The sequence below is a fragment of the Enterocloster sp. 210928-DFI.2.20 genome (genome assembly GCF_020554465.1).
Lineage (GTDB): Bacteria > Bacillota > Clostridia > Lachnospirales > Lachnospiraceae > Enterocloster > Enterocloster bolteae.
Genome location: NZ_JAJCHK010000058.1, coordinates 1 through 17,425, shown reverse-complemented (window position 1 = coordinate 17,425; position 17,425 = coordinate 1). Strand labels below are relative to the sequence as shown.

Sequence of the window (17,425 nt, the reverse complement as noted above, 5' to 3'; positions counted from 1 at the left end):
GGCGGATTCCGGACTTTCACCAGTTAGAGACGTGCGCCGCCGGGCGCACTGAAAAAACCGCCGCTCCCAATCACTGAGAGCGGCGGTCCGCATCATTCCCGATAAAATCCCATCCTCTCACCAAAGATGTCTTATCAGGAATTCTTATTCATTTTCCTTCCGGAATTTTTTACTCTTAAACACATACACATGGGCAGCCAATGTGACTCCGAACACAACCAGCAGTATGTTTTCCGCCACATCCGGAAACCGGTTCATGCCCACTCCTAAGCTGCATGCAGCATCCACAAGGAATATCCACTTTTCCACCTGAAACACCTTATCCAGGTTGTAGTCCTCCTTTTTGGTGGAGCCCATAAACATGAGGAAATCCTTTCCTGTAAAGAGACATATACCCTCTGCCAGGCACAGAGCCCCCATAAACATATACAATGTATCCATCTTCCGGTCCTTATGCCTTTACTGTACTTGTATGATTCTGCTCCACAAACCTGCGGATGTTGGAAGCATTGGCAAACTTCTGCACGATGCCGTCACTGACAATCACCAGGGTAGGCGCCTGCATGATACCGAATTTTTCCGCCAGGTCAGGACGCTCCTCCGCATCAATAATCTGGTAATCCTGTCCCTTTAAGAACTCCTTTGCCGATACGCAGTTGGGGCAGGTCTTGGTGGTAAAGAGATACAGGTGAGTCAAGGCGCCTCCCTTCTCCTTCCCCTGATGGGAACTCTCTGTTCTGGCACTGTCCGTCCTCTCCCTGGTATCTGCCGTGATTCTGGACACGCCATGCTTTAACTGGGATTGGCCTATGTTGTAGTTGGTACGGTTCTTGTATTCCTGGGTCTTGCCTTCGTTCCAGTTCTGGACCGGACGGTAATAGCCGGTAATACGGCTGTAGACCTCTGCCTTCTCCCCGCAGATTGGACAGGTAAAATGCTCCCCAATCAAGTATCCGTGGCACTTGCAGATGGAATAGGTAGGCGACAATGTATAGTAAGGCAGCTTGTAGTTCTCAGCAACCGTGCGCACCAGATTGGCCGCGGCCTTCCAGTCAGGCATCTTCTCGCCCAGGAACGCGTGGAACACAGTTCCTGATGTATACAGGGTCTGAAGCTCATCCTGGATGTCCAGGGCGTCAAATACATCCTCCGTATAATCCACGGGAAGATGGGAACTGTTGGTGTAATACGGCGTATCCCCCTCTTCTCCGGCAGTGATAATGTCGGGATAGCGCTGCTTGTCATGCTTGGCCAGACGGTAGGTGGTGGACTCAGCCGGCGTAGCCTCCAGGTTGTAAAGGTCGCCGTACAGCTCCTGGTAATCCGACAGGCGTTCCCTCATGTGGTTCAGCACGTTCTTGGTAAACTCCTGGCACTCCCTGTGAGTCATATCCTTTCTGACCCATCTGGCATTGAGGCCTGCCTCGTTCATGCCTATGAGACCGATGGTGGAAAAATGGTTCTCAAAGGTGCCCAGATATCTCTTGGTGTAGGGATACAGCCCCTGGTTCAAAAGCTTTGTTATGACCTGGCGCTTGGTCTTTAAGGAACGGGCAGACACATCCATCATGTGGTCCAGCCTTGCATAGAAGTCAGCCTCGTCCTTGGCCTGGTAAGCGATTCTTGGCATGTTGATGGTCACCACGCCCACGGAACCGGTGCTCTCGCCGGAGCCGAAGAATCCGCCTGTCTTCTTGCGCAGCTCCCTGAGGTCCAGACGGAGACGGCAGCACATGCTGCGGACATCGCTTGGCTGCATATCACTGTTGATATAGTTGGAGAAGTAGGGCGTTCCGTACTTGGATGTCATCTCAAACAGAAGCCGGTTGTTCTCTGTATCTGACCAGTCAAATTCATTGGTAATGGAATAGGTGGGGATGGGGTACTGGAACCCGCGTCCGTTGGCATCACCTTCAATCATAGTCTCGATGAATGCCTTGTTAATCAGGTCCATCTCTTTTTTGCAGTCTTTATACTTAAAGTCCGTCTCTCTGCCGCCGACAATGGCATTCATCTCTGCCATGTCATCCGGAACAGTCCAGTCCAGGGTGATGTTGGAGAAAGGTGCCTGGGTGCCCCAGCGGCTGGGGGTGTTCACTCCATAGATAAAGGACTCAATGCACTTTTTCACCTCCGGATAGCTTAAATTATCTGCTTTTACAAAGGGAGCAAGGTATGTATCAAAGGAAGAAAATGCCTGGGCTCCGGCCCATTCATTCTGCATGATTCCAAGGAAGTTGACCATCTGGTTGCAGAGCACGGACAGATGCTTTGCCGGCGAGGAGGTAATCTTTCCCGTGATGCCTCCCAGGCCTTCCATAAGGAGCTGCTTTAAGGACCAGCCCGCACAGTATCCGGTAAGCATGGACAAATCGTGGATGTGGATGTCCGCATTGCGGTGAGCTTCCGCTATCTCCTGGTCGTAAATTTCACTGAGCCAGTAGTTGGCAGTCACGGCCCCGGAGTTGCTGAGAATCAGCCCTCCCACGGAATAGGTAACCGTGGAATTCTCCTTTACGCGCCAGTCCTCCACCTTTACATAGCTGTTCACCACGTCCTTGTAATCCAGGATCGTGCTGTTCATGTTCCGTATCTTTTCCCGCTGCTTCCTATATAAAATGTAAGCCTTTGCCACATCTGTGTATCCGGTCTGTTCAAGGACATGCTCCACGCTGTCCTGGATTTCTTCCACAGAAATCCTTCCATCCTTCATCTTATTCTGAAAATCCGCAGTCACCCTTAAGGATAATAACTCCAGAATCTCATTGTTGTAATCTTTGGATGTTGCCCTGAATGCCTTTTTGATGGCCTCTGTTATCTTATTCAGACTAAACTCGGCAACTTCCCCATCCCTTTTAACTACCTGAATCATACCACTTGCTCCTTTCAACCCACGTACACTTTATTCAACCCTTTTTCCGCGTCTGGTAAACCCGGAATGATACAGCTGTTTCACAGCTGTGAAAACGCAGGGCCCGCTCCATGTGGAGCGAGCTACGCACCCATTATAGCAGATGGAAATACAAAACACAATATCTATGAATAACATTTTATATTATCCCAGATATTGTGTCTTATTAACTGTACTTATAACTCTTTTTTCCAAATCCCTGCAAAGCCTTATACCTGCGTGGTTTTTCGGACAGGGGGCATTTTATTATATTTCCAATTAAATTCAGTCGGAATACAGCTTTCCGAATAGCTCTGCCGGCACATATGCCTTTACCGCGATTCCATCCTCCTGGTATTCCTCCTCCAGAAGCTGACCGTACTTGCGGATGGTCTGGATACGCCCTGCCTGGCTGTATGGAAAAACTTTTTCCAACAGAATCCGCCTGCTGCGTATAATGGCCTGGAGCACCTTCTGCAGTTCTTCCAGTCCCTCTCCTGTCCTGGCCGATATCCTCACCTGGTAGTCTGATGAAAAATCCCTGGGAATCTGCATGACACCGCTGTTCTGCCCGGCCTCCAGCTCACGGAACCGGTCCACCTTATTGAACACGGTGACTATGGTCTTATCCACAATCTCCAGTTCCTCCAGCGTCTCCTTCACCACGTGCATCTGCATGTCCATCTGCGGATTGGAGCAGTCCACCACATGGAGGACGATATCGCTGTAGCGCGCCTCCTCCAGCGTACTCTTAAAGGCTTCAATCAGATGATGGGGAAGCTTGCGGATAAATCCCACGGTGTCTGTAAGCAGTATCTGCTGGCCATCCTCCAGGGTATAGCTCCTGGTGGTGGGGTCCAGGGTGGCAAAAAGCTTATCCTCCGCCAGGATTCCCGCCCCGGTCAGACGGTTGAGCAGGGTGGACTTTCCCGCATTGGTATAGCCCACAATCGCCGCGGAAAGAGCAAAATTCTTCTCTCTCTGCTGCCTGGTCACCTCCCGGTGGCGCTTCACATCAGCCAGTTCCTCTTTAAGCTGGCCGATTCGCTGATGGATAAGCCTGCGGTCTGTTTCCAGCTTTTTCTCACCGGGACCTCTGGTTCCTATGCCGCCTCCCAGACGGGACAAGGAATTGCGCATTCCCACCAGACGCACGGCCCTGTATTTTAACTGGGCCAGCTCCACCTGAATCTTGCCCTCTCTTGTGCTGGCCCGTGAAGCAAAGATATCCAGTATGACCATGGTCCTGTCCATGACCTTGGTGTCCAGAGCATCCTCCAGGTTCCTGAGCTGGGCCGGTGACAGCTCATCATCGCAGATAACGCCTGTGGCCCGGGTATCCCATAACAGCTCTCTCACCTCGTCTATCTTACCCTTCCCCAGATAGGTGCCCGGATGTACCCTTTCCCGGTTCTGGATGATTCTGGCCACAGTTACAGCCCCTGCCGTGGAGGCCAGCTCTTCCAGCTCATCCAGGGAAGCGGGCGTGTCCTCCTCCTCGGCAGTGCTCACCGCCACCAGTATTACCTTTTCCTGCAGTTCACTCAAATCAATTAATTCCGCCATTCCTACCTCGTTTTCAAAAATGCAATCTCATGCTCCGCATCTTCATTGGAGCCAAATTCCTTTACAAAGTCCTCAAATAATGCCAGGGCTTTGTCGTACTGCTGTAAGTGTTCGCAGGCAGCGGCCCGGTTATACGAAAGCTCCTTCAAAAGTTCCCTGAAGCCGTCTGCTTCTGCCGCGACAGCCGGCGCGTTTTCCCCGCCTGCCCCTTCCCCGGCGTCCCCATCCTTCGTTTCTTTTTTGTCCGTCTCCTTGCCTGTTTTCCGGTCTTTCTCCTGTAGAGCCGCAGCCTGGGCAGCAGCCGCTACCTGGTACCCTTTGTCAAAAGAATCATAAGCACTCTGGTAATCCTCTGCAGCCATCTGGCATAGACCCATTTGATTATAGATTTCACCATGTTCCATCCCATCCTTCAGTGCGTCTTCATAAAGCGCCATGGCCTTATCGTATTCCTTCGCGTCCACACAGGCGCTTCCTGCGGCCAGCAGGGCCTCCTGCCTGCCGGGCACCGGCTTGTCCTTCTTATCCAGCGCCTTAGCCTCCTGGTAGCGCTCAAGGGCATTATCCGTATCTCCAAGCCGGGCATAGCAGCTGCTCTGCCTGTACATATACTCCGGTGTGTCCGGCTTCATCTCCAGAAGAAGGTCATAGGTGTGGATAGCCGCATTATAATCCTTTAACAGAAACTCTGCATCCGCCCTGTATAAGAGCACATCCCGGTTGAAATCCTCTGCTCCCTTGCCAGACTTTTCAAGAGCCGTATCAAAGGATCCGATAGCCCCTGCATAATCTCCTGCCTCCAGCTTCTCTATACCCTCTGCACGGAACTGGCGCTTCTTGGAGGTGGTCATGTGCGCCACCAGCCGGAATGTTCCCGCTGCAATCAACCCCACGAGAAAGATGCAGACTGCCCACGCAATGACCGCCCTGATAATCCGGTTTCTCCTGCGGCGCCTGCGCGCTGCATTGGAAACCGGCCTTTTTCCTCCGTATCCGGGGTGCTGCCCCTTTGACTGGGGCCTGCGCCCGCTGCTGTATGACCTCTGTCCACGACTTCCCATATGTTTCTACCTACCTTGCATCCGTACTTCCAAAACCGCCGTTGCGCACATCACTGCATTCGTCGTCCGCGGTGATGCCGTAAGGAATGAAAATTCCCTGTGCAAATCCGGCGCCCTGTCCCAGCTCCACAGTCTTTCCCTCCCTGGAATCATTGGTCACCTTAATGAACATATGGCCTTCATTGTCTGAATAAAAATAATCGCTGTCAATGATTCCCACCGTGTTGTTCAGCTGGAGCCTGAATTTAAATCCCAGGCTGCTGCGCGGAAAAATCTGGAGCACCCAGCCAGTGTCAATCTCCGCCCTGACGCCGGTGGGGACCTTCATGCTCTCACCAGGGGCCAGGGTAAGGGGAACCGGAGTAAAGAAATCATATCCAGCGGAGCCGGAAGTGGCCCTGGCCGGAAGCCGGATCCCTTCATAAATATGTATTATCTCTTCCTCCGATGTATCCGGGAAAGCATCAGCCCAATCTGCCTTAAACTGTTCAAAACTAACTTTATGAAATTTCGCAATTCTCTGCATAATTTTCTCCTGTCTCTTTCATACTTTTACGTAACAGTCCATCCGATACTGCCTGTCCGTTTCTTTCAGTCAAGAAGATACGCCGTCTGAACTGTGGCACTTTTACAAGTCTATCATACTCCTATGGAATTTTCTACTTTATTTTTTATTCCTTCTTTATTAGAAACTTTGATATATTCATATTCATTACAATCATATAGGAACTTCACTTTTAGAAGTATTACACCGAACAGAGGGACATCTATGAAAATTTCCTACAATTCCCAGCCGCAGAGAAATCTCATTGGCAACCAGATTTTCAAGCTGCGCAAAAGCAGAAAACTATCCCAGAAGGAAATGGCTGCCCAGCTACAGGTGCAGGGCTATTATTTCAGCGAACTGACCATACTCAGAATAGAGAAGGGCAAACGTCTTGTGACGGACATTGAGCTTAAGATACTTTGCGATTATTTCCGCATCACCCCTAACGATCTGTTGGGATATGGTGATGGCGGCCGTCTGGTATAGCAATGCATTGTACGTGTATTTATGCATTATATAGTGAATTCCCCCACTACTACATTTCAGCCTAATGTTTTTTTCACCTCTGGGATACAATAATACAAAAGATTTTGTAGATAATAGACTATGGTGGTGAAAAACATGATGAGTTATGAGCTGGAGCGCATAGAAGAGCTTTGCAGAGAGCGGGGATGGAGTCATTACCGCCTGGCACTGGAGATGGATACTTCCCCCAATAATATAGGCAACCTGTTCAGACGTACCACGGTTCCCAGTATACCGACCATACGGCGTATCTGCGAAGTCATGGGGATAACCATGGCCCAGTTCTACAGCACCGACGGCATACAGGTTACCCTGAACGAACAGCAGAGGCGGATTATGGACCTGTATGATAAATTGGACCCTCTGGATAAATCAAAGGCAGAAGCCTACATGGAAGGACTGTCAGCCAAGGCAAAAGATATATAGCGGTAAAACGGCGGTTAAAAGCAGCCCCGGACCAGCGTATCGGAACTCCCTTACGCCGGCTGGGCTGCTTTTTTTCGTGTTTGTTATGTTTTTTTGCGCATTAATTTTGTTTTTTGTTTTTCTTACCTGTTTTTCTTACGGTCGTTCTCACTGGTAAAGGGATGAAAAATATCCATAAATTGGCAGTCCATCAGGATAAGCCATACCATAAGGCACGGTCCAAGAACATTTTCAGCCATCCCCCCATCAATGAAGGACCTTCATCAAAGCCAGGACCATCAGCAGGACGCCGCTAATCCAGGACAGGTCGCACCGGAAGCGTGAGGCCACCTTGCGCCCCAGCCACAGGCCGCCGTACATCATACATACTCCCACGGCAAATGACAGTGCCAGGGTTGCGGCCACAGGAATATCAAGCAGGGCTGCCATGGTTCCGGCCACCAGGCTGTCAATGGACATGGCCAGAGCCAGGAATACGGTCTCCTTCCATCCAAGGGACTGGGAGCCGTCCACGTCCGCCGCCATGGGGTCTCCGTAAATATTGACTATGACCTTCAGTCCAGACAGGGAAAAGCTGAGATTACGGCGGATACAGCAATGGCGGTTGATATAGGCCTTAATGCTGTAATCCAGGAACTTGATGAATCCCAGCAGAAACAGGCTTACAAAGCAGATAATCCTGGTCACATCCCCCGGAAGGACAGAGCTTATAACGTTTCCCAGCCCCAGGGCCAGCCCCAGGCATCCGCTGCATATACCGTTTAACAAAGCTACCTTTCCCCAGCCCACATGGACCCGGTTGGCTCCATATGCAAGGCTGGCCACAAAGGTATCTGTACAGAGAGCAAATACTAAAATCAGACTTCCAAGCATGATATCAACTTTTTCTTTTTATTTTAGTATATTCCTCATGTACTGCTTTGGGAATCTCCTCTGTGTACAAACACGGGGCATCAGGCTTCCGGTTCCCGGGCCACGGCTGTTTCCTCAGCCGTCGCGGCGGCTTCCATGGCAGTCCCGGCCGTCTCAGCGGCTTCCATGGCGGTCTCGGCCGTCTCAGCGGCTTCCATGGCGGTCTCGGCCGTCTCAGCGGTTTCCATGGCGGTCTCGGCCGTCTCAGCGGCTTCCCCAGATGCAGCCTCAACCGTCAGTTCCTCCAGCTTAAGCTGCAGCTCCTCCTCCACCTCCGCCTTGATCTCCGCTTCCTGCTCAGGACCCAAATCCGGCAAATCCTGGACCGATCCCACGCCGAACCTGCGCAGAAATTCCTCTGTGGTGGCAAAAAGAGCCGGCCGGCCGGGCGCGTCCAGGCGGCCCACCTCGTATACCAGGTTGTATTCCACCAGACGGTTCACCGCGTGGTCTGACTTGACGCCTCGTATCTTCTCAATCTCCATCTTGGTCACAGGCTGCTTATAGGCAATGATGGACAGGGTCTCCAGCACCACTTCCGTCAGCACCTGTTTTTTGGGGGCAGAGGCCACCCGTATCAGGTTTTCGTAGTAGGCTGCCTTGGTACACATCTGGTAGCTGTCCTCCAGCTGGGTTATCTCCATGCCGCTTCTGGCTGACCTGTACCGCTTTATCAGGCGCTCCACTGCCTTCCTGGCCACTTCTTCCGGCTGGCCGATGGATGCCGCCAGCTGGCGAAGCTCCACCGACCTTCCCATGGTAAAGAGCACTGCCTCTATAACCGCCTCCTGCTCTTTTTCATCCTCTGTAGGAGGAAAGGCAAGCTCCATCTGCCCTTCCTGCTCCTTTGCTTCTCTTTTCTCACTTCCGGCCAGCTTTCCGGTGCGGGTTTCAACCACGCCGGCTCCGGCCTCCAGGGCTTCTATTCTGTCTTTACTACTCATAAGATTCCATCCATCATCCTTCAAAATCACCCAGTTGGGCCAAATCCAGCTCCTCTTCCTCGCCTTCCTGCTCCAGGGTCTCTATGTCCATGTCCCCAAAGGTCTCCTCCTGGCTCAAATGAATCTTTCCTATCTTCATAAGCTCCAAAACCGCCAGGAAGGTAACCACCACCTCCAGCTTGTCCGGCTGTCCCTCCAGAAGTTCCCTGAAGCTGAATCTGCGCTTCCTCCTGGCGTAAAGAAGCACGTTTCCTATCTTCTGTTCCAGGCTTACGGGTTCCCTGTGTATGGTTCCGAAATTGCTCCGGATAGGGTCAATCTTGTCCTCCTTGCGCTTCATTACCTGCTCAAAGATTCTCTGGAGCTTAGCCAGCGTAAGTCCGTCAAGGAGCTTGTCCAGGTCCACCGGAGGCTCATATTTGGCAACCTCCGGCGGCAGGGTGGAGGGCTTATAGAGATGCTTTAGAGCCCCATCCTCCCTGTCAGCCAGTTCATCGGCCATCAGCCTGTACTTCTTATATTCCAGTAAGCGCATAACCAGCTCTGCCCTGGGGTCTATTTCCTCCCCTTCCTCATCCACTTCCTTGGGAAGGAGCATCTTAGCCTTAATGTCAAGCAGCGTGGCCGCCATCACCAGGAACTCGCTGACAATATTTAAGTCCTCCCGCTCCATATGGCGCACATAGTCCAGGTACTGGGCCGTGATTTCCACAATGGGAATATCATATATGTTTATCTTATTTTTCTCAATGAGGTGGAGCAGCAGATCCAAGGGACCTTCAAAATGCTCCAGCTTATAGGATATGGTTTCCATTCTTTCACCTGTAAGTGGCATTCATTTTATGGTTTTTTATGCCTGTCACGCCCTTCTCAAACGGATTAGCACCAGCTGGGGCCTGTTGTTCAGGCGGATATTAATAGAGTGGGTTCCCAGTCCCCGGCTGACAATCATCCGCTTCCCGTCCCGCTCAAAATCCCCGGCGCACCAGGGTAAGAAAAACTGGTACTGGGGCGTCATGACTCCCCCCAGTCCCGGTATGCGGATGGTGCCTCCGTGAAAATGTCCGGCCAGAGTCAAATCCGCTCCCCATCGGGCATAGGAATCAAAATACAGAGGGGAATGGGCCAGAAGAATGGTGAAGGGCTCCTCCTTGCAGTCAGACGGTCCTTTGCCCAGTTTCCGTTCCAGATAGCCCGGGGGCATGGGCGGCACCTTCTGGTACAGGGCCTTCCGGTAGAAACAGGGGGCTAAATCCAGACCGGCAATCCTTAAGTCCCTTCCCAGAAAAGCACAGCTGTCCTCCAGGTAGCTGACGCCCATGGCGGTCATGGCATCCCTGTACTCCTCGTAGAGGTCCCCGTATAAGCTGCGCTCCCACACCATGCGGTTCTCATGGTTTCCGTTGCCGCAGTAAACCGGATAGCTGGCTGCCAGCTGGCGGAACAGCTTCAGCGGGACCTTTATGTCCCGCTTTCCCTTGCAGACCATCATATCTCCGCCGGATAATACCGCGTCCGGATTCAGACGGTGAATCGCTGCCACCAGTTCCCCGTTGTCCCGGCCAAACTCGTTATTGTGAAGGTCGGACAGGAATATCAGGTTCCTGTCCCTTTCCAGTTTAGGGGAAATGATCTCTGTCACTTCCACTGAAAAATGCTTTTTTTCGTACTCGGACCGCAGCATACAGGCAGCGCCTGCCGCTGCGGCCAGGGAAACGGCTTCTTTCCACATATAATTCATTCCTTTATTAGATGACAGCTTCTTTTCCGGGGCTGCTATGGCTGCTTTAATGACAGACTGCCGTTCTCAAAGAGGCCGATGACATCTGTAAGACTGTCACAGCAGGCGGTCAGCAGATTCCGGATTTCTTCATCCGGCTGGTCCTGGTCAGGTATCATCACTGGATTAAAACCGCCTGCTGCGGCTGCCTTGATTCCGTTAAAGCTGTCTTCCAGGACAACGCATGCCCCGGGATCCACCCCCAGCCGCCGGGCTGCCAGCAGGAAGATGGCCGGGTTTGGCTTTGCTTCCTTCACCATGTCCCCGTATATGTAATCGTCAAAATACTTCTCCACGCCGGCTCCCCTGACATTGCCCTGGGTCCAGCTTTCACTGCTGGCCGTGGCCACGGCTGTCTTTATGTTGTGGTCTTTCAGGTATATAAGCAGTTCCTTAAGGCCCTTTTTTACCGGGACGCCATGCTCCGCAATCCAGCGGTAGGAGTATTGGCGCTTCTCTTCCCGGAACCTGTCATAGTCCTTCATGGCCTCCTCACCGAACTGCTGTGTGCAGACCTGTTTTACCTTGTCAGGTTTGCATCCCCGGATTCCCCGCAGGAAATTGCCGTCCACATGGATTCCGTATTTAGGTCCTACTTCAAACCAGGATGTGGCGGCCAGGCTTTCCGTGTCAAACATAAGTCCGTCCTGGTCGAATATGACTGCTTGAATTGGATTTGGCATATATCTGTTCTCCTTAATAGGTGGTAATCAGTTTTCAGTCTCATTTGCAAAGCGCGGCCGGCCCTGATTTGGCTGTGTTCCTTCAGGGCCCCGGGCTTTGCCTGCGTGGACATTATACCACCCTCTCACCCTCTTTGTAAAATCTTATTTTGTCTGTGGGCTACTTTGTCTGCTTATTCTTCTGCATATTATCCTGCAGATACCACGGCGCCAGCTCCTTGCGGGCAAAATAGCCCTGGTCGTGACGGCATACAGGACAGTACTGAGGGGGTTCTTCTCCTTCATATATATATCCGCAGTTGGTGCAGATCCAGGTTTCCTTCTGAGGGCTCACATACAGGTTCCCGGCTCCCAGCAAATCTGCCAGATACTGGAAACGCTCACCGTGGGTCTTCTCAATCTCCGCAATCATGCGGAAGGTGGCTGCAATCTGGGAAAAGCCTTCCTTCTGCGCAATGTCTCCAAAGGATTTGTACACCACGTCATGCTCCTCGTATTCGTTGTGTGCGGCCGCATTCAGCTGGGCCAGGGTATTCTTTTCCAAATCCACCGGATAACCTCCGTCTATGAATATGGCTTCCTTATCTAACGGCTTCAGATAGTCATAAAATATTTCCGCATGTTCCTTTTCCTGGTCTGCGGTGTAGCGGAATACCGCCTCCACCATGGGCATCTTCTGCTCCTTTGCCAGCCCCGCCGCAAAGGTATAACGGTTCCTGGCCTGGCTCTCTCCCGCAAAGGCTCTCATAAGATTCTTAGCTGTCTCGCTGGTCTTAAAATCAGTCATGGATTTTCCTCCTAATTATATATGAAAACAGTGTGACATATGGTCATTCCTACTATTCCCATTCTTCTCTCTTTTATTCCCATTTCTGCCAATCCTCCTTGTATTTATACCCGCTTCATGGTATAATCCATTTATTGATAATAGCCACTGAAAAGCCCGGTTTTACGGACTTTAACAGCCAAAAGGAGGATAAGCCATGATACGCTATGACCGGCTGTGGGCAACCATGGAAGCCCAGGGCATGACTCAGTACAGACTGATCAAACATTATAATTTCAGCGCGGGCCAGATAGGACGGCTGAAAAAAAACATGCATGTATCCACCCACACCCTGGATACCCTCTGCACACTGCTGGGCTGTGATATCAGCGATATCATAGAGTACATCCCGGAAGGGAGTCCCGCCCCGGAGGAACCTTCTGTCCCCGAAGCCGGTTCCGCGGAAAAGGAGACATCCTCCAAATCCAGAAAATCCGACTCCCCCAAAGGCGATAAGCCAAAGAAGTCTGAACCCAAGAAATCCGCGAAATCAAAAAAGGGCGATAAAAAGGCGGCCAAGGAAGGAAAAGAGGGGAAAAAGGGGAAGGAAGGCAAGAAGAACAAGTAAAATATATTCTCCCAACACAAGGAACAGGGGTGGATGCTGGTCTGTCTGCATCCACCCCTGCGCACGTCACACGCTCTGCACTGGAAGTCCAAAAAGCCTTCCGGCATTCTCTCCCATGATTTTTCTTCTCACTTCTTCATCATACCCGGAAAGCATCCTGTCATATTCCCTAATTACATCTGCCGCATCATAAAATGGCGTGTCTGAACCAAACAGGATTCTGTCAGGTCCCAGCGTATCAATGGCCGCCTTTACTTTGGCTGCAGGTATGGCGCTTCCCACCAGATACATATTGGGATTACGGGCCGCTGTTTCGATAACCCTTTGGCTCACATCAGGTTCACCTGCCCCTCCCATATGCACCATAAGAAACTTAGTGTCCGGAAATGCCCTGGCTGCCCGCTCTGCCCGGATAGGATCCGTAAAATCAGGATAGTCCGCTCCGATATGAAACGCTATCATACCATTGCGGGCCGCAACTACTTCCATGACAGACATGGCTTCCGGACAGTCTATATAATACTCATTCTGCGCCCCGTTCAGCTTTACGCCCGCGCACCCATACTCCTCCAGGCATAACCGGGCATCTTCCCTGGCTTTTTCAGCCCCTTCCCGTATATTGGCCCAGCCAAAGGGAACCATTCTCTTGTTTTTCTGTGCCTCCCTTCCTATATACCGGTTGCTCTCCGTCACATCCACCACTCCCTGCGGCAGCAGCCAGACAATGGCATGAGCCACCCCGGCGCGTTCCATCCGTTCTTCCCACTGACAGGCATTTATGCTTTTATCAAAATTACTATAAGGCGAAACATGTGTATCCGCGTCAAATATGTATCTCTTTTCCATTGCCTCTCCTTACTGTCTCTGGTCCATCTGTGCCAATAGCTGAATTACATGGGCTGTCCTTTCGTCTGTATCGCCTGCCGCCTCCAAAAATGCCTTCAGAAGATCCTTCGCCAGCCACTCTCCCACCACCTTTTCGCCAATGCACATCACATTTACATGATCGTGCTCCACACATTGATGGGCACACTGGTAATCATGGACAATGGACGCCCTGATTCCGGGTATTTTGTTGCACGCAACCGAAGCACCCACTCCGGTTCCGCAAAACATAATACCGCGTTCCGCCTTCCCTTCAAGAACCGGCCGGCACACAGCCCTTGCCACCTCCGGAAAAAAGACCACATCCTCCGCTCCATTGTTCCCGTTGTCGATGATTGTATGTCCCAGTGATTCCAGATACGGAATCATCTTTACCTTCAGTCCATAACCGGCATGATCACTTCCCACCGAAATTACCATATTCCATTTCTCCTTCCAAATTATGCGGCCCCTATCTGGATTTACCCAAATACGCCTCCGTTACACGCTTATCATTTATCAAATCCTTTGATTTTCCGGACAGTGATATATTCCCGCGTTCCAGTATATACGCCCTGTCAGACACCTTAAGGGCCAGCTTTGCATTTTGTTCCACCAGTAGTACCGGTGTTCCCGATTTATTTATCTCTACAATCTTCTCAAACAGCTCATCAATCACCAGAGGGGCCAGCCCCATGGACGGCTCATCTAACATAAGCAGTCTTGGATGACCCATAATTGCCCGACCGATAGCTAACATCTGCTGTTCTCCTCCGGAGAGGGACCAGGCCAGCTGCTTCCTGCGTTCCAAAAGTCTCGGAAATATATCGTAAACATAGTCCAGATCTCCCTTATTATTACCTGCGGACAGGCGGACTCCTTTATTAGCCGCAGTTCCCACCAGGAGATTCTGTTCTACCGTAAGACCAGGAAATACATGTCTCCCTTCAGGCACATGAAGCACGCCTTTCCTGGCAATTTTATCAGGCGCCAGCTTGCTGATATTTTCTCCTGCCAGTTCAATTTTCCCCTCTTTTGTGACATGACCCGAGACCGAATTGAGAAGCGTGGTCTTCCCAGCACCGTTGCTTCCAATCAAGGCAACTATTTCATGTTCCCTTACCTCCAGGCTGATTCCATGAAGGGCTTCTATTCTCCCGTAATTAGCAATCAGATTCTCAATTTTCAGCACTGCCTCCACCTCCCAGATATGCCGTTATCACTGCCTCGTTCATCTGAATCTCCTTTGGGGTTCCCGTGGCAATCTGGCATCCGAAATTAAGTACTGTAATTCTGTCGCAAACCGACATCACCAAATCCATGGCGTGCTCAATCAAAAGTACTGCAATCTTCTTCTCCACCGCCTTATCAATCAGGGCCACGATATAGTCCATCTCCTTGTGGTTCAGCCCTGCCGCGGGTTCATCCAGAAGGAGCACCACCGGTTCGCATAGAATGGCCCGTACGATTTCCAACATCTTCTGCTGTCCATAGGCCAGCTGGTCTACCTGGTCCGTAAGGTCCACTCCATCAAGGCCGGCACAGGCAAGAAGCTGGGCCAGCTCCTGCTCCACATTTTTATTTTTCCCCCTTCTCCTGGCCGCCAGGTCCACTCCCATAAAGATATTGGTCCTGATATCGCACCGGTTAAGAAGCCTTGGATGCTGGAACGTTCTGGCTATACCCATTTTAGCCCGTCGGTGGGTGGCAAACCTGGTTATCTTTCCTCCGTCCAGATATATGTCTCCCCCGTCCGCCATATAAATACCGGTAATCAGGTTAAGAAGAGTGGTCTTGCCTGCCCCGTTTGGTCCAATCAGGCCAAATACCTCCCCTCTGAAAAGCTGAATGCATATATCAGAGGCGGCAACTACCCCGCCGAAATTCTTGCTGACATTATCTAACCGTAAAACGGCCTGTTCTTCCTTTAATGTATCTGGCATAGAACTCTTTCCCTCCCCCTATGATTCCCTCCGGCTGGACAATCATCAAGATCATGATTCCTGTGCCATAGATAAACTGCATATAATTCTGTAAGGGCCGTACCCATTCCTGCAGCAGGGAAATGATCAGGGTACCGATGATTGCCCCCACCGGAGACATGGTGCCTCCAAGCATGATCATAATTAAATACATGGTAGACTGCTGATACGTAAATGTCTGGTAGCTCAAATACCCCGAAAGGAACGCATACATTGCTCCTGCCGCCCCGCACAGGGCGCCTGAAATCGCGAATGCAATGCTTTTTGTCAAAAGACTGTTAATCCCCAGACAGTTGGCCGCCATCTCGTTATCACGTATGGCCATGAATGACCGTCCCAGAGGGGAATGAAACAGGATTCTGATACCCAGACTGGCCAGCATGCAGACAATCAGTATCAAAAAAAACTTACGATTCTCCGTATTGGCGGCAAAGCCTGCAATAGAGAAAACAGGGATGTCTGATATTCCCAGGGCACCTCCCGTCACAGGCACCCAGTTCATAAAAAGTCCATTCAGAATCGTCATCAGGCCCACTGATGCAAAGGTAAAATAATACTGCTTTAGCCTGAAAAACGCAAACCCCAGTATAAAGGCGAACGCAGCGGTACCCGTGGTAGCAATGATGAAGGCGGCAGCCGATCCCAGCCCCAGCTTAAGGACCATGTTGGCTGTAATATATGCGCCTACGCCCCACAGACCGGCCTGAGCAAAGGAGTTCTGTCCGCAGAGCCCCAAAAGCACATATACGCTCAACACACAAAGATATGTAATCAGAGTTATATTAAACACCCTCATCATATAACTGGATGAAACCGCAGGCAGTATGCTGCATCCCAGGCCAATGGCCATCAATGTAAGAATATAAGGTTTCTTAACTGATCTGATTCCTTCCAACATATAAGTCACCTACGCTTTCTCCTGGATTTTTTCACCGAATATCCCCTGGGGCCGGAACATCAGAACCGCAATCAATACCACGTAAATCAGTACCAGCTGATACGTACTGGATATATAAGCTCCTCCAAAGGCCTCCACCAGCCCTACGATCAATCCCCCCAACACAGCTCCGGGTACGCTGCCGAAGCCGCCTATGACAATAGCGGCAAAAGCCTTGGCGCCGGCGGTGGCTCCCATTGTATTATTAAGGAAGAAAATAGGCGCCAGCAGTCCTCCCCCGATTCCGGTAATCATGGCTGACAGGGCGAACGTCAGGCCTATGGATACAATCACAGGTACTCCTGTCAGTGATGCCATATACTGGTCCTGAGCCGTTGCCTGCATAATATTACCCACAAATGTCTTTTCCAGAAGCATATATACCAGAGCCATTATGATTGCAGAGATGGCAATAATTGCCACATTCTGCCACTGTATCGTTGCCTGGCCCAGATGGGCGGTTCCCTGAATCACCCGGTCCATTGTCACAGGAATGGACCCCCATATAAGCCTGGCCCCTTCCTTAAATACAATGGACGCCCCCATTGCGCTGACGATAATTGCCTTTGCCTGGGCACTGCGCAGGGGCCAATAGGAGGTCCTCATGAACAGAATGCCTACCACCCCCATGCTGAGGGATGCCAGCACCAGCGAAAGTACGATTGGAAGGTTCAGTATTTTATTAAATGTATAACAAAAATACCCCCCAAACATCAAAAACTCACCCTGCGCAAAATTCATGACGCCCACAGACCGGAAAATCAGCACCATTCCTATGGCTATCAAACCGTATATGATTCCCATGGAAACACCTGCCACAAGTAACTGAACATTCATGCACCTGATTCCTCCCCTCCACAATAATAATCTCTCGGAATCTCTAAGCCAGTAAATATAAGGCTTTCAGATTCCTT

General features: G+C 51.0%; 20 protein-coding genes. 3 read left to right on the top strand and 17 right to left on the bottom strand.

Going from position 1 to position 17,425, the window contains the following annotated elements:
• Nucleotides 1–144: 144 nt before the first annotated feature.
• The 5 genes from LI015_RS27115 to LI015_RS27095 all read right to left on the bottom strand — a co-directional run bounded on the left by LI015_RS27115 (nt 145) and on the right by LI015_RS27095 (nt 6,043).
• Nucleotides 145–441, bottom strand: a complete 297-nt coding sequence (locus LI015_RS27115) for a hypothetical protein (protein ID WP_002569872.1) — start codon at nt 439–441, stop codon at nt 145–147.
• Between the two features lie 10 nt (nt 442–451).
• Nucleotides 452–2,872: a ribonucleoside triphosphate reductase gene (locus tag LI015_RS27110; protein ID WP_195633862.1), complete on the bottom strand. Its 2,421-nt coding sequence runs from the start codon at nt 2,870–2,872 to the stop codon at nt 452–454.
• Between the two features lie 303 nt (nt 2,873–3,175).
• Nucleotides 3,176–4,456 carry a GTPase HflX gene (gene hflX, locus LI015_RS27105; RefSeq protein ID WP_002571952.1) on the bottom strand — a complete coding sequence of 427 codons (1,281 nt, stop codon included), beginning with the start codon at nt 4,454–4,456 and terminating at the stop codon, nt 3,176–3,178.
• Between the two features lie 2 nt (nt 4,457–4,458).
• Complete coding sequence (locus LI015_RS27100) at nt 4,459–5,517, bottom strand: tetratricopeptide repeat protein (protein ID WP_002571951.1); 1,059 nt, start codon at nt 5,515–5,517, stop codon at nt 4,459–4,461.
• A 10-nt stretch (nt 5,518–5,527) separates the two neighbouring features.
• Nucleotides 5,528–6,043: a deoxyuridine 5'-triphosphate nucleotidohydrolase gene (locus tag LI015_RS27095; protein WP_002569876.1), complete on the bottom strand. Its 516-nt coding sequence runs from the start codon at nt 6,041–6,043 to the stop codon at nt 5,528–5,530.
• A gap of 243 nt (nt 6,044–6,286) precedes the next feature.
• Here LI015_RS27095 and LI015_RS27090 point away from each other — a divergent pair, with 243 nt between their 5' ends.
• Together LI015_RS27090 and LI015_RS27085 are read left to right on the top strand one after the other, a co-directional pair.
• Nucleotides 6,287–6,550 carry a helix-turn-helix transcriptional regulator gene (locus LI015_RS27090; RefSeq protein ID WP_002569877.1) on the top strand — a complete coding sequence of 88 codons (264 nt, stop codon included), beginning with the start codon at nt 6,287–6,289 and terminating at the stop codon, nt 6,548–6,550.
• Nucleotides 6,551–6,685: 135 nt separating this feature from the next.
• Nucleotides 6,686–7,015: a helix-turn-helix domain-containing protein gene (locus tag LI015_RS27085; RefSeq protein WP_002569878.1), complete on the top strand. Its 330-nt coding sequence runs from the start codon at nt 6,686–6,688 to the stop codon at nt 7,013–7,015.
• 246 nt (nt 7,016–7,261) lie between these two features.
• Here LI015_RS27085 and LI015_RS27080 read toward each other — a convergent pair whose 3' ends face one another.
• The 6 genes from LI015_RS27080 to rbr form a co-directional block, all read right to left on the bottom strand.
• Entirely contained in the window at nt 7,262–7,888 is a 627-nt protein-coding gene (locus LI015_RS27080) for a manganese efflux pump (RefSeq protein WP_002569879.1), read from the bottom strand.
• Between the two features lie 80 nt (nt 7,889–7,968).
• Entirely contained in the window at nt 7,969–8,871 is a 903-nt protein-coding gene (gene scpB / locus LI015_RS27075) for an SMC-Scp complex subunit ScpB (RefSeq protein WP_002569880.1), read from the bottom strand.
• A gap of 13 nt (nt 8,872–8,884) precedes the next feature.
• The gene (locus LI015_RS27070) at nt 8,885–9,685 is read right to left on the bottom strand and encodes a segregation and condensation protein A (protein WP_002569881.1); all 801 of its coding nucleotides are present in this window, start codon (nt 9,683–9,685) and stop codon (nt 8,885–8,887) included.
• A 45-nt stretch (nt 9,686–9,730) separates the two neighbouring features.
• Nucleotides 9,731–10,603 (bottom strand): metallophosphoesterase, encoded by an 873-nt coding sequence (locus LI015_RS27065; RefSeq protein ID WP_002569882.1) that lies wholly within the window; start codon nt 10,601–10,603, stop codon nt 9,731–9,733.
• A gap of 44 nt (nt 10,604–10,647) precedes the next feature.
• On the bottom strand, nt 10,648–11,334 hold the full coding sequence (locus LI015_RS27060; RefSeq protein ID WP_002569883.1) for an HAD family hydrolase: 687 nt from the start codon (nt 11,332–11,334) through the stop codon (nt 10,648–10,650).
• 160 nt (nt 11,335–11,494) lie between these two features.
• Nucleotides 11,495–12,121, bottom strand: coding sequence for a rubrerythrin (gene rbr, locus LI015_RS27055; protein ID WP_227126708.1), 627 nt, complete (start codon nt 12,119–12,121; stop codon nt 11,495–11,497).
• A 196-nt stretch (nt 12,122–12,317) separates the two neighbouring features.
• Between rbr and LI015_RS27050 the strand changes: the two genes are divergently transcribed.
• A complete protein-coding gene (locus LI015_RS27050) occupies nt 12,318–12,728 on the top strand; it encodes a helix-turn-helix domain-containing protein (protein ID WP_002569885.1) in 411 nt (136 codons plus the stop codon).
• 66 nt (nt 12,729–12,794) lie between these two features.
• Here the strand turns inward: LI015_RS27050 and LI015_RS27045 are convergent, their stop codons facing one another.
• The 6 genes from LI015_RS27045 to LI015_RS27020 are packed head-to-tail and all read right to left on the bottom strand — an operon-like array spanning nt 12,795 to nt 17,348.
• Nucleotides 12,795–13,574: an amidohydrolase family protein gene (locus LI015_RS27045; RefSeq protein WP_118019430.1), complete on the bottom strand. Its 780-nt coding sequence runs from the start codon at nt 13,572–13,574 to the stop codon at nt 12,795–12,797.
• Nucleotides 13,575–13,583: 9 nt separating this feature from the next.
• Nucleotides 13,584–14,033 carry an RpiB/LacA/LacB family sugar-phosphate isomerase gene (locus tag LI015_RS27040; protein WP_118019429.1) on the bottom strand — a complete coding sequence of 150 codons (450 nt, stop codon included), beginning with the start codon at nt 14,031–14,033 and terminating at the stop codon, nt 13,584–13,586.
• A 31-nt stretch (nt 14,034–14,064) separates the two neighbouring features.
• Nucleotides 14,065–14,784 (bottom strand): ABC transporter ATP-binding protein, encoded by a 720-nt coding sequence (locus tag LI015_RS27035; protein WP_002569888.1) that lies wholly within the window; start codon nt 14,782–14,784, stop codon nt 14,065–14,067.
• On the bottom strand, nt 14,771–15,535 hold the full coding sequence (locus tag LI015_RS27030) for an ABC transporter ATP-binding protein (protein WP_002569889.1): 765 nt from the start codon (nt 15,533–15,535) through the stop codon (nt 14,771–14,773). The genes LI015_RS27035 and LI015_RS27030 overlap by 14 nt, the downstream gene beginning before the upstream one ends.
• Nucleotides 15,489–16,472, bottom strand: coding sequence for a branched-chain amino acid ABC transporter permease (locus LI015_RS27025; protein WP_007038360.1), 984 nt, complete (start codon nt 16,470–16,472; stop codon nt 15,489–15,491). Before LI015_RS27025 ends, LI015_RS27030 begins: the two co-directional genes overlap by 47 nt.
• A gap of 9 nt (nt 16,473–16,481) precedes the next feature.
• Nucleotides 16,482–17,348 (bottom strand): branched-chain amino acid ABC transporter permease, encoded by an 867-nt coding sequence (locus LI015_RS27020; protein WP_002569891.1) that lies wholly within the window; start codon nt 17,346–17,348, stop codon nt 16,482–16,484.
• Nucleotides 17,349–17,425: the final 77 nt, after the last annotated feature.